The organism is Bacillus cereus group sp. Bce019 (assembly GCF_051781745.1).
GTDB classification, from domain to species: domain Bacteria; phylum Bacillota; class Bacilli; order Bacillales; family Bacillaceae_G; genus Bacillus_A; species Bacillus_A cereus.
The window spans coordinates 279267-291987 of the sequence record NZ_JBPWJX010000003.1 but is presented as its reverse complement, the minus strand read 5'-3'; the positions used below and the strand labels follow the sequence as shown (position 1 = coordinate 291987).

The following is a 12721-nucleotide window of genomic DNA, read 5'->3' as shown; positions in this document are numbered from 1 at the left end:
TTTATGGTATTATAATATTTGCAATGAGAGTGATCCATAGTACATATATGGTAAAATGTGTAATTTAAACTTTTCAGAATTATTATATAGTATTTTGAGAGAAAAATGTACAAAATAACGAATTTTATTTACCAAAGTAAAGGGAGTAGAAATATATATGAAAAGGATATGTATAATTCCATGTGGAAAAAAGAAAATTTGGGATAAACATTCAGACTACGGACCGATGGAAGCAAAAGATGTGTATATTAGTCCGTTCGGAAAAGCATGTCAGGCGTACGCAACTATGTTTTTCGAAAACTGGGTTATATTATCGGCGAAACATGGATTTTTAAGACCAAATGATATTGTATTAGAAAACTATGATCTTGCATTTGATTCAAAAAGCGATGAGGTAATAAATATAGAGCAATTACAAAAACAGATGGTAGATAAAAGTTTATTACAGTTTGACGAAATCGTCTTACTAGCAGGGAAGAAGCATAAAAAAGTAGTGACAAAGTTATATCCAGAAGAAATGATTACATATCCGCTAGAGGGGTGTAAAGGGATTGGATATATGTTGCAGAGTTTGAAAGAGGCAGTGAAGGAAGGAAAGGAAGTATAGGTGTAGTTTCGGTCACCATGGTCTTAAACTTTATTTAGGGGACTAAAACGTAAAATAGAGTTTTTAAGCATCGCCAAAAAGGTGATGCTTTTTTGTTTGTGTCACCATTCAAGTTAATGCAATTTAGAGAATAAAGAACCTGATTTGTGAAGTGACATCACTTTTTTATATCAAAAACGAATTGCCGTCACTTTTAGAAAATGTAGGACATATGGGTACAGTTGAGGTTATAAGTAGGAATAGCAATAAGACAAGTTTTGAATATGATATTAAGAAAGGAGATGTTGATAAATAATGGCCAGATATAGCTTGCACGGAGGACACAATAGTATTGTTCAAGGTGCTAATTTTGGGAATCGGAAAGAACACGTTCTAGATAGGCAAGTTAAAGATGCTGTGGCGACTAAGTTAAGATCCCTAGGACACACGGTTTATGACGATACGGACGAGGTAGGGACAACTCAATCACAAAATTTAAATAATATCATTCGGAATAGCAATTCCCATGCTGTGGATTTAGTTATTTCTTTTCATCTTAACGCAAGTGATGGAAATGGACAGGGTGTTGAGGTTTTGTATTATGATCAGAAAGATTTGGCGGCTAAAATCTCAGCTCAACTAGCAAAAGATATTGGATGGCGTAATCGAGGTGCGAAACAACGTACAGATTTAGCAGTATTAAATGGAACGAAGGCACCGGCTATTCTTATTGAATTAGGATTTATTGATAATGAATCCGACATGGCAAAATGGAATGTTGATAAAATCGCTAATTCTATTGTATTTGCTCTTACAGGACAAACTGGAGGAGGTGCAGCGGATTTGCTCAAAGTAAAAACTGGTGGTGTAGCATTTAGTAATTTACAAGCTTTGGCTCAAGCTATGGTAGATGCGGGTATTGATGGACAAATTGTCGTTCAGAAAGATGGCATTGGTTATGCTATAACGAATGACTATCCGTCTGGAAATATCGATAAATTTACAGCTTGGTTAGATGCACGAAAATGGTACTATGAGTACGTGAGATAAAATGAAAATTAGTTTGATTAAAAACTAAAAATTGTCTTATATTTAGTTAGCAAGTATATTAAGTAACTAATAATTATGTAACTATAAAAATATGGACAATGTATATGTAAATTAGTAAACAAAACCACCTGTCAGAAAGGTGGTTTTGTTTATCTAGCAATTTGTGGGCAGTAAAATTCTTATCTCAAAATTCGGATGAAGCTAAGAAATTAAGTGGGAATTTCACTGCTCGTAGCCTCCTACTAATTATAGTTTCACTTTATATAGTTTAGAGCTTTGTAAATCTTTACTTGTTAAACCTGTAATAATATTTTGTTTTCTCAATACATAAGCCGAATTTTAAATTATTACCCAATAATATACTACCTCTCATACTATTTATTAGTTGATAATAGCAAAAAAACAAGCTTTGAATATAATAATGAAAAAGGAGATGTTAAATAATGGGTTATATTGTAGATATTTCGAAATGGAATGGCGACATTAACTGGGATATCGCAGCACCACAATTAGATTTCGTAATTGCACGTGTGCAAGATGGTTCAAACTATGTAGATCCTTTATATAAAAATTATGTACAAGCAATGAAAGCAAGGAATATTCCGTTTGGTAATTATGCGTTCTGTCGTTTCGTTTCAGTAGAGGATGCACGGATAGAAGCAAGAGACTTTTGGAACCGTGGTGATAAAAATGCAACAGTTTGGGTAGCTGACGTAGAAGTAAGAACAATGAACGATATGAGAGCGGGTACACAAGCTTTTATTGATGAATTACGCAGATTAGGAGCTAAGAAGGCTGGTTTATATATTGCTCATCATATGTATGCTCCATTTGGAATGGCAAATGTCAATTCTGATTTTGTATGGATTCCTCGTTATGGTGGTAACAAACCGGCATATCCATGTGATATTTGGCAATACACAGAAACAGGCAATGTGGCTGGTATCGGCAAATGTGATTTAAATAAGCTGATTGGAAATAAGCCGTTAGCTTGGTTTACAAATCAAATTGTTGAGCCGATAAAAAAACAAGAAGGGGTTGGAATTATAGTGAATAAAGATAACAAAGTAGTTACTTATGAATTTGGTGTAAATTTAATTCCTGACATGATTCAAATGATGGATAAGCTTGGATATACTTCTAAAATAATATCTCGTGGAGATAATCAAGGGCTTGTGTATTTCGAAACAGATTATCGTCAAGGGAACGAACTGGACAAAGCAACTGCTTGGTTAGATACGAAAGGAATTAAATATTTTTATACAAAAGAGTAGTTTGCTAAATAAAAAGCCGTCATGTGACGGTTTTTTATTTTTATGTAATCTTTTAACTCTACTTATAATATGGAGAAAATAGACTAATAAACAAGCCTTTGTATACTTTCAAACATAGAATATGATGAATTCTATTAAGGAGGAAGCAGATTCATGGGGAATACTTGTCATTGTGGGCATTCCCGAAATTGTAATACATTTTGGGATAATTTAATGTTTGGGAGATGTAGATGTAGATGTAAACGCAATGATTTTCACGAATGTTGTTGCAAAGAGAAACCGAAATGTGAGTGTGAAAAATGTCATTGTAAAACAAAACCGAAATGCCATTGTATTCATGAAGAGGAAGGGTATTAATAATAAAAAAGAGTACGATACGTACTCTTTTTTTGGGTGATTATATTCCATCTTGAACAGATTTCTTTACAATTACCCATGTGTCTTTCTTTTTAACCGTTATAGCTACATTAGTTCCATTAGATTCCTTATAAAAGATATATCCATTGTTTGAGTTTACATATGTTACTGGTTCGCCTATGCAATCTCGCGAGCAGGATTTGTTGACCAGTTCAATTAGGGATAGTTCACTTGGATCGGTTTTGCTTGCTTCTATAACAGCATCAAGGCTTGTTTTTCGATAACCTTGCAAGTTTATATGAAAAAGCTGCTCTATTTCTCCTGTAATGCTAGTGTTCATTACTTCTACTGAATTCTTTTTTTCTTGAAGAAAGCCGTTTTCATAAAGTAATTTTGTATAGCCAATCCATGCTATTAACACTAGCATGAAAAACATACCCGTCATTTTAAGTATTCGAAGTCGTTTGCTTATAATTGTTTCTGAGTATTTCATTCACTCTAATCCTCCAATGTTTTTAATTTAAAATATGCTTGGATACATACTTTTAGAAGAGGATGAAAGTTAATGAGTTTTCAATAAAAAAGAAAACATCCAGAGTTAGATGCTTTCTTTTTTTGTATTTTTGGCTATCTGTTCGTTACTTGTTTCATAAGTGGTCTTATTTCTTTAACTGGTGGTTTCTTATCATAGGCATCAACGTAAGAAAAGTAGTAGTTTAAGTTTCTTAGAAGACCTTTTCCTATTTTTGCACTTAAGAAAGGAAATACTTGTCCGGTATAATCATCGAGAGATTTACAGTAATATTTTTCATCTAAATATATACTGTATTTACATGTTAGCTCTACTAAAGGATTCCCTTCATCATCAAATACTTCTTTAGAATCAATAATATCTATTAGTGCAAATTTTTCATTTAAGTAAACTTTCTTTTTTTTCTCGTGTTTATTTGTAAGTATAAAAACGAGACCAATCGCGTTAATCAAACTATTTCCTCCTATAAAAAACGGATATTAATAAAATATATCGATATAAGCTAAATGTAAAGAGGAGAGGTGAAATATCATGGAGAGAAAACTAAATAAGCCGATTTATGTTTGGAAACCGACTTATTTTTATCAAGTATTACTTAGTAGTAATACCTACTCTGATTAAAGTTTCACTTTATTGAAATATTTGCGGGAATTGTTTTACGATTGCGTTTGTTATCATGTCGGCCATTTCTAATGCTTCTTTTTCAATTTTATCGTAAAGTTTTACTCCTGCTTCATAATCTTTATTTAGGAAGGAAAGTGCTTCTGCTTTTGTTAGTGCTAAATGTTCATAAAACCTTTTTCTAAATTCTTCTTTATCTATATATGGGTTGATACTGTTAAGAAATGCAATAATTTCATCACCATTAGCGTACCATTTTTTCTCTATAGCGGCCGCTGCATTTTGATTACCAGCTTTTGCGGCTTTAACAAGATCCGCTGCAATTACTAAGTGATCTTTAATTAATGCACTATATTTTTTCACTGCATCCTCACCGTAAAATGGTTCAAGTGATAGTCCCATATGTGTTGCGTTTTGTAGAAGTCGTCCAACAGTAACGTTAACATCTGGTAAATTAAAGACTATACTTATAATAGCCAATCTCGTCCAAGCGACGTGTTGTTCCCATAAAGAACGCATATACCCTTTTAAAAAATTCTCATTTTTACTAATTCGGTAGTTCCGTACGGATAAATCATAGTTTACATAAGGGTTATGGTAGGGGGAGTAATACGATTGCCAATAAGAATACATAAATAGTAACACTCCTTTGAACATGTATAACTCAAAGTATGATGAAGATTTATTTTTAGTTACGTGTCCTAGATTATTTTTAGGGAATTTGAAATGGAGAAATTCAATGAATGATGTTGTGGTATATATAAATAAATTGAATATAAAGTAAAAGAGGGTCTGCAAGGGAAGTTGCAGACCCTCAAAAGGGTATTGCCGAGATGTCGGACTCGACTACGTAATGTTATCATAAAATTCTTTTGAAAAAACCTGGTAAATGTGTCCAAATGAAATTAGGACCTTCATACAGTCAAAGGGACCTGCTTCCCGCGGCAGGCCCCAATAACTAGATAATGTTGATGAGCAAAAAACTCATCTGGAGTACTTTTATAGTAACAAGTAAAATGCCTTTTGTGTATTGAGAAAGAAGAATTGCATAATTATATGTGAACAATTTAACTCCCAACAATTCATGATAATCATGAATTGTTGGGAGTTAAATATGGTTATAAAATGGAGAAAAGACTTGGAAGTGAGATCGAGGTACACAGAAGTATGTAATCATGAAAAAGACCTGCTAATATAAGCAGGTCAACTTAAGGGGTTTATCCAACAGATTATTATATATGGTAACAACTGAATTGTAGTAAGTCTATACATTTAATAGTGAGAAAAATTCTGTGAATGATATATTTTTTGCGCATATATTAACGTCTAAAAAGTTGAGAAAGAAAATGTAAAAGCTTTTTATAAGAGAATAATGGCTGATACTTATAGTATGATTCATATTTCCACGCATCATTATTAGAGAATTGGAGTTTTTGTGTTTTCGTTTTCGCTGTGATGGAACTCATATTACGATGCTTCATATAGTAACCTCCTGAATTTATATGTATACGATTAGTAGTATTCAAGAAAGGGAAATAAAATGAACATTTAAATTGAAACTCTTTCTTCTTGTGTACTGGATTTACGTTATAAATGTTGTAAAACATATAAAACACGGATGCTAATTCATATTAAATATAGAATAATGAAAAAACAATAAGCGTTTATCCATCCCTTTCAAGTCGCATAAGTGATTGATATAATAGAAGTAGATGAAAGATAAAGAAAAGCAGGTGACTCTTTTTTGTTTACTAAAGCACAAGAACTTTTAGCGTCCTACTTTGGTTATTCTTCGTTTCGAAGAGGACAAGATGAAACAATTAAAAACGTATTAGATGGGAAAGATACAGTTTGTATTATGCCAACGGGTGGCGGTAAGTCAATTTGTTATCAAATTCCGGCATTAGTATTTGAAGGCACGACGTTGGTTATATCTCCTTTAATATCACTTATGAAGGATCAAGTAGATACATTGGTACAGAATGGCATTTCAGCTACATATATTAATAGTTCTATTTCTATTGCTGAAGCAAATCAGCGAATTCAATTAGCGAAACAAGGACATTACAAATTACTTTATGTCGCGCCTGAGCGTCTTGATTCGATGGAGTTTGTTGACCAACTTATCGATATGAAAATCCCTATGATTGCGATTGATGAAGCACACTGTATTTCACAGTGGGGACATGATTTCCGTCCAAGTTATTTACATATACATCGCATATTAGATTATCTTCCAGAAAAGCCGCTCGTATTAGCATTAACAGCAACAGCAACACCGCAAGTACGTGATGATATTTGTAATACACTTGAAATTAATAAAGAAAATACAATTATGACAACGTTTGAGCGTGAGAACTTATCGTTTTCTGTTATTAAAGGGCAAGATCGAAATGCATATTTGGCGGATTATATTCGTCAAAATCAAAAGGAATCTGGGATTATATATGCAGCTACTAGAAAAGTAGTCGATCAGTTATATGAAGATTTAATGAAGGCAGGAGTTTCTGTATCAAAATATCACGCTGGTATGAGTGATATTGATCGAAATGAGCAACAAGAACTCTTTTTACGAGATGAAGTAAGTGTAATGGTAGCAACATCTGCATTCGGGATGGGTATTGATAAATCGAATATTCGTTACGTAATTCATTATCAGCTTCCAAAAAATATGGAAAGTTACTATCAAGAAGCAGGACGTGCTGGTCGTGACGGATTAGATAGTACATGTATATTGTTATATTCTTCTCAAGATGTACAAGTACAGCGTTTTTTAATTGATCAATCAACTGGAGAATCACGTTTTTCAAATGAACTTGAAAAATTGCAAAATATGACCGATTACTGTCATACAGAACAATGTTTACAATCATTCATTTTGCAATACTTTGGAGAAGAACCGAAAGAAGATTGTGGACGCTGTGGTAATTGTACAGACAATCGCGAGAGCATCGATGTGACAAGGGAATCACAAATGGTTTTATCATGCATGATTAGAACGAACCAACGCTTTGGAAAGCAAATGATAGCGCAAGTATTAACTGGGTCGAAGAATAAGAAAGTTATTGAATTTAATTTTCATACTTTACCAACGTATGGGCTTTTATCGAACCGTAGTGTAAAAGAGGTCAGTGAGTTTATTGAGTTTTTAATTTCAGACGAGTTAATTGCAGTTGAGCATGGCACTTATCCGACGTTAAAAGTAACTGAAAAAGGGAAAGAAGTATTACTTGGTAAAGAGAATGTTTTACGAAAAGAACGAGTAGAGACAAGACAAATTGTTCAAGACCATCCTTTATTTGAAGTGCTTCGTGAAGTACGTAAAGAAATTGCACAAGGAGAAGGTGTACCTCCGTTCGTTATTTTCTCTGACCAAACATTAAAAGATATGTGTGTGAAAATGCCGCAAAGTGATTCCGAATTGTTGACGGTAAAAGGTATCGGAGAACACAAACTTGTGAAATATGGCTCGCACTTCTTACAAGCAGTTCAGCATTTTATTGAGGAAAATCCAAATTATGCTGAAACGATTAAGACAGAAGTAGTTTCAGAGCGTAAAAAGTCAGGAAAAGCGTCCGCAAATTCTCATTTAGAAACGTATGAAATGTATAAACAAGGTATTGATTTGAATGAGATTGCAAAAGAACGTAACTTATCAAGACAAACAATCGAAAACCATTTAATTCGCTGTTATGAGGATGGAATGGAAGTAGATTGGCAAAGCTTTGTTCCAGCAGAGTATGAATCTCTTATTGAAACTGCCGTTCAAAATGCAGATGGTGGTCTGAAATCTATTAAAGAACAGCTTCCGAATGAAGTGAGTTACTTTATGATTCGTGCTTATTTACAAATAAGAAAGTAGAGGCATATAAAGGGGATAAGAATTTATGTATCATGTTTTCGTTTATGGCACGTTAAGAAGAGGACAAACGAATGCTCATTATATGCTAGGTGCAACATGCATCGCAGACAGAGCTTGGACATATGGCAAATTATTTGATACGAACGAAGGATATCCGGCCATGACTTATTCGATTGAAGAACAGGTGTATGGAGAAGTTTATGTAGTAAATGATGAGATATTGTGTAAGTTAGATGAACTAGAAGAATATACAGGTAATGCGGAGACTGATTTATATGATTGAATCACGCAAACAGTATATGTTGCTGATAGGGAAATTGAGGCATATGTGTATATCGCTCAAGATAAAAAGATATTAAAGAAAGTGATAGACTCTGGTGACTGGCTTATGTATCAAAAAATATAATAAGGTAGTTTTAAAAATTGGAAAGCAGATAATGACGAATTCATTATCTGCTTTTTATTGTGTGAATAATTGTCGTTCTCTTTTTATTCTTATAGTTCTTAGTACGATTCCAATTCCGAGAAATAAAACAGTAGCAGCGACCCCGCTAATAGGATTTAACCAAAAATCACTACTGTTTGTAAGGGTAATAATCCCTGTTATGGTAACTAAAACAGTAGGAACAGCATCCTCGATCGCATGCATGATAACGCATGGCCAGACGGATTTTGTAAGTCTATATATTTCAACATACATAATTGACCAACAAACCATAAGGATACAGCCAGATAAAAGCATATTTAATCTTGAGATAGATTCAAAATATTCATTTGGCAAAAAGACTATATAATATGCAGCATGCCAAAGTGCCCAAATGAAACCAGAAATAATATAAATGTACCAATCGTTTAGATTTAGTTCAATCAACTTTGGAGTTAAATAACCGCGCCAAGAAAACTCTTCAAAAATGTTTTTAATAAAGTTACCAATAGAAGACATGACTATGAGTGACAATAACGTGGATATATCAAAACTAGAAATATGAGCTACTCCAAAAATGAGCGATATGCTTATCGTTATTACTGTAACGAATGGATAAATAAGTAGTGCAGTGAAATACCATATAAAGTTTCCTTTCAAATTTGGTTTGATGCCAAAATCATTCCAATCTCGGCTAATAACTCTAAGTAAAATGCTTACGAGGAAAGGTAATATTAGCCATAATCCCATACCTAAAGTGTTTCCTTCAGGTTGATTTGTTAGAAGAGAATCTAGAAATACCCCAATCCATCCACTGGCCAAAACAGTGAATACAAAAATAAGTAAATATAACTTTAGTGATTTCTTTTTCGCGACATTCATTTGAAGAGCCTCCTTTACTTTTATTTATCCTACTATTTATGGGCAGTAAAACGCCCATTGATTAAATTCTTTAATTTTTACAATGTTTTTTAATAGATAAATTAAATAGGAGACAAATAGAAAGTAGTATCTTTTGCATGCATCATTATACTATATGTGTATTTGTGTGATTTAGATGTTGCATATTCTTTTTAAATTAGAAAGATGAAAAGTAAGTTTTTTCGGAAAATTTAAATGGAAACTATTGACTTTATGATTGGATTTTTAATACAATGATACTTCGACTGAAAAATTAGAACGGACAGGAGGGAATCGTCGAAATGAGCAACATATTTGAAGATGAGTTACAAAAAATGAAGGCTACTTTACATACGATGGATGAGCAATTGGATAAGCTTGAAAAAATCCCAGTTTATTATGGAGAAGATTTTAAAGAGCAAATTCTTGAAAGTATGAGGGAGTCTAATAGACAAAACTTACGTATTGGTGTGCAAGAGCCGTACTTTGGAAGGTTAGATTTTCAGGAAGATGGAAAAGAAGAAGTTATGCCGATTTATATCGGAAAAGTAGGGGTTTCGGATATGGACACGATGAAGCCAATCATTATCGATTGGCGGGCACCTGTCGCAAGTATGTTTTATTCATTTACCGGTGGAGACGAATTAGCATTTTATCAATCACCAGATGGGTTAGTAGAAGGTGATGTGTATTTAAAACGAAACATTTCCATTCGAAAAAGAGAACTTGAACGTGTTGTTGATACATATGTAAAAGGAAATGAAGATGTATCGCATGCCGATGATTTTCTTCTATATCGATTAGGTGAGAATAAAGATAATAAGCTAAAGGATATTGTTTCAACGATTCAATCGGAACAAAATGATATTATTCGAGCGGAAAGAAATTTACCATTACTTATTCAAGGGGTTGCAGGGAGTGGAAAGACAACAATTGCTTTACATCGCCTTGCTTTTTTAATTTATGAATATCGTGAACAACTAGAAGCAGAAAGAATGATCGTATTTGCGCCGAATAGTCTGTTTTTAGACTATATTTCGAGTGTACTTCCTGAATTAGGTGTAGGGAATATTAATCAAACAACGTTTCCGGATTGGGCATTACGTACGTTAGATGATTCAGTGAAACTAAAGCAGACAGAAGAAAAATTGAAAGAAGCATTTTCAATTAATCGTGATGAAAAGAAGGTAATGCTAGGTAAATTAAAGGGTACGTTGGAATTTAAGACGTTTATTGAAGAGAGAATGATCCAATTTGAAAATGAGTTAGTTCCGACAAAAGATTTTGAGGCGTGGGATAGAGCGATTATTCCAGTAGAAGATATTAAAAAATGGATGCAAGTTGAATATAAACATTATCCTTTACAGAAAAGAAGAGAACGATTAGTAGGACGAATGAAGCGCTGGATTGAAATTGAGCTTAAAAAATTCGGGGAAACAAACGAGAAAAAATTACTTAAAAAAGAAGCGACTAAGAGACTGAACGCATATATGAAGTTTTGGCCGAAAATGAGTGCTCTTTCACTGTATAGTTCAATAGTAAAAAGTAAAGAAATACTTGAGGTATTACCTGAAGAACTTGTTAAAGAAACAGAAAAGAGTTGTCGTAAAAAAGAAGTGTATGTAGAAGATTTACCAGCTTTAATATACATACATCATCGTATAACAGGGATTGAAATCGGGCAGAAGTTTCATCACGTTGTTATTGATGAAGCGCAAGATTTTTCGCCTTTCCAAGTTTATGTATTAAAAGAAATTACATTAGGTAATTCTTTCACTATATTAGGTGATTTATCGCAAGCGATTTATGATTACCAAGGAATTGAAGATTGGAATGCTTTTAAGGAAGTATTCCAAGAAACCGGTTATTATGAATTGACAAGAAGTTATCGTTCTACAAAAGAAATTATTGAATTTGCAAATGAAATAATTAAAAATGCAGAAATCCCAGTAGGACTCGCAACACCAGTCTTCCGCAGTGGAGAAGATGTGAAAGTAATTCATGCAGAAAATCAATTTACTGAAATTATGAAGACGGTAAAACATTTGCAAAATGCAGATGTGAAAACAATTGCGGTAATCGGAAGAACAGAAGATGAATGCCGTGATATATATGTGAAATTAACAAATGCAGGATTAACGGTCAACGTAATTGAAGCAAACCAAAGTAAATATGAAGGTGGTATATCAGTAGTACCTGTCTATTTAGCGAAAGGTTTAGAATTTGATGCGGTGCTTTTAATTGATGTGGATGAAGAACATTACAAAAACACAAAACATGATGCAAAATTACTATATGTCGGATGTACGAGATCACTTCATGACTTATGGATTTTCCATAGTGGGGAAGCGTCACCTTTAATTAAAGGATTAAAATAAAGTGGAACTATAATCAGTGGGGAGTTTTACTGCAAGCTAATGTGGGATAAATATAAAAAGAGGATTTCTATTACTGTCTACTTAACAGGGAGATGACTATGAAGATCCTCTTTTTATATTGAAATTAATGTTCAATTTTAAACGAATAAAGCCATTAATATTAAATTTTGATAGCTATCATCCAATTTTACACCCTTTGCTTTTCTACCCTCTTCAAAGAAGCCTAGATTCTTATATAACTGGATTGCACCTAGATTATCTTCCATTACCTCAAGACAAACTTTTTCAATCTTACTGTTATTTTTAGCCCAATTGATTAACGTTTCTAGAAGAGCTCTTCCAATACCATAATTTCGATATTCAGGTAGTATGGTCATCGCAAAAGCCCCTTGATGACTAATTTTTTCTTTGTTTCCGTTCTTAAAATCTATTGCACCGACTAACTTACCATCAACTTCAGCAATAAACTGTACATAATTTGGATTTTCATGATAAGCTTTTAACGTTTTTTGAATAGCATCGATACGTACCTTTTTTACATCCTCAACCGTACTTAGCATGTATGGAGCGTTTATTAAAGCTTTTGAAGCAGAATCTAGTATTCTTTCTGCATCCTGTTCTTTAGCTTCTCTAATTATTACTGTTTTTCCATCCTTAGATTTATAAGTAAAAACATTAGTTGATAAGATACTACACACACCCTTTCGGAATATAATTAATTAAAATTTTCAACTGTT

Annotated in this window: 12 protein-coding genes and 1 pseudogene; 7 read left to right on the top strand and 6 right to left on the bottom strand. The window is 33.2% G+C overall.

What is annotated here, in order from left to right; genetic code table 11:
- Window positions 1-157: 157 nt before the first annotated feature.
- From ACS2QP_RS07685 to ACS2QP_RS07670, 4 genes are all read left to right on the top strand, one after another.
- Entirely contained in the window at window positions 158-607 is a 450-nt protein-coding gene (locus ACS2QP_RS07685) for a DUF6884 domain-containing protein (protein WP_088338695.1), read from the top strand.
- A 294-nt stretch (window positions 608-901) separates the two neighbouring features.
- A complete protein-coding gene (locus tag ACS2QP_RS07680; RefSeq protein WP_088338694.1) occupies window positions 902-1636 on the top strand; it encodes an N-acetylmuramoyl-L-alanine amidase in 735 nt (244 codons plus the stop codon).
- A gap of 443 nt (window positions 1637-2079) precedes the next feature.
- Window positions 2080-2910, top strand: a complete 831-nt coding sequence (locus ACS2QP_RS07675; protein WP_017673264.1) for a GH25 family lysozyme — start codon at window positions 2080-2082, stop codon at window positions 2908-2910.
- 217 nt (window positions 2911-3127) lie between these two features.
- Window positions 3128-3307 carry a hypothetical protein gene (locus tag ACS2QP_RS07670; protein ID WP_078421234.1) on the top strand — a complete coding sequence of 60 codons (180 nt, stop codon included), beginning with the start codon at window positions 3128-3130 and terminating at the stop codon, window positions 3305-3307.
- On the opposite strand, the gene ACS2QP_RS07665 is transcribed toward ACS2QP_RS07670, so the two are convergent.
- From ACS2QP_RS07665 to ACS2QP_RS07650, 4 genes are all read right to left on the bottom strand, one after another.
- Window positions 3308-3760 (bottom strand): hypothetical protein, encoded by a 453-nt coding sequence (locus ACS2QP_RS07665; RefSeq protein ID WP_000877572.1) that lies wholly within the window; start codon window positions 3758-3760, stop codon window positions 3308-3310.
- A 134-nt stretch (window positions 3761-3894) separates the two neighbouring features.
- Window positions 3895-4251 (bottom strand): hypothetical protein, encoded by a 357-nt coding sequence (locus ACS2QP_RS07660; RefSeq protein WP_000606231.1) that lies wholly within the window; start codon window positions 4249-4251, stop codon window positions 3895-3897.
- Window positions 4252-4429: 178 nt separating this feature from the next.
- Window positions 4430-5053 (bottom strand): hypothetical protein, encoded by a 624-nt coding sequence (locus tag ACS2QP_RS07655; protein ID WP_017673266.1) that lies wholly within the window; start codon window positions 5051-5053, stop codon window positions 4430-4432.
- Between the two features lie 686 nt (window positions 5054-5739).
- A complete protein-coding gene (locus tag ACS2QP_RS07650; RefSeq protein ID WP_000682744.1) occupies window positions 5740-5901 on the bottom strand; it encodes a hypothetical protein in 162 nt (53 codons plus the stop codon).
- 263 nt (window positions 5902-6164) lie between these two features.
- Here ACS2QP_RS07650 and recQ point away from each other — a divergent pair, with 263 nt between their 5' ends.
- Both recQ and ACS2QP_RS07640 read left to right on the top strand, forming a co-directional pair.
- Complete coding sequence (recQ, locus tag ACS2QP_RS07645) at window positions 6165-8282, top strand: DNA helicase RecQ (RefSeq protein WP_017673267.1); 2118 nt, start codon at window positions 6165-6167, stop codon at window positions 8280-8282.
- Between the two features lie 25 nt (window positions 8283-8307).
- Window positions 8308-8688: pseudogene (locus ACS2QP_RS07640) on the top strand (gamma-glutamylcyclotransferase family protein).
- A gap of 54 nt (window positions 8689-8742) precedes the next feature.
- On the opposite strand, the gene ACS2QP_RS07635 reads toward ACS2QP_RS07640, so the two are convergent.
- Window positions 8743-9588 carry a CPBP family glutamic-type intramembrane protease gene (locus ACS2QP_RS07635; RefSeq protein ID WP_438882282.1) on the bottom strand — a complete coding sequence of 282 codons (846 nt, stop codon included), beginning with the start codon at window positions 9586-9588 and terminating at the stop codon, window positions 8743-8745.
- 320 nt (window positions 9589-9908) lie between these two features.
- Between ACS2QP_RS07635 and ACS2QP_RS07630 the strand changes: the two genes are divergently transcribed.
- On the top strand, window positions 9909-11984 hold the full coding sequence (locus tag ACS2QP_RS07630) for a HelD family protein (RefSeq protein WP_017673269.1): 2076 nt from the start codon (window positions 9909-9911) through the stop codon (window positions 11982-11984).
- A gap of 137 nt (window positions 11985-12121) precedes the next feature.
- Here the strand turns inward: ACS2QP_RS07630 and ACS2QP_RS07625 are convergent, their stop codons facing one another.
- Window positions 12122-12682: a GNAT family N-acetyltransferase gene (locus ACS2QP_RS07625; RefSeq protein WP_000337118.1), complete on the bottom strand. Its 561-nt coding sequence runs from the start codon at window positions 12680-12682 to the stop codon at window positions 12122-12124.
- Between the last annotated feature and the right edge of the window lie 39 nt (window positions 12683-12721).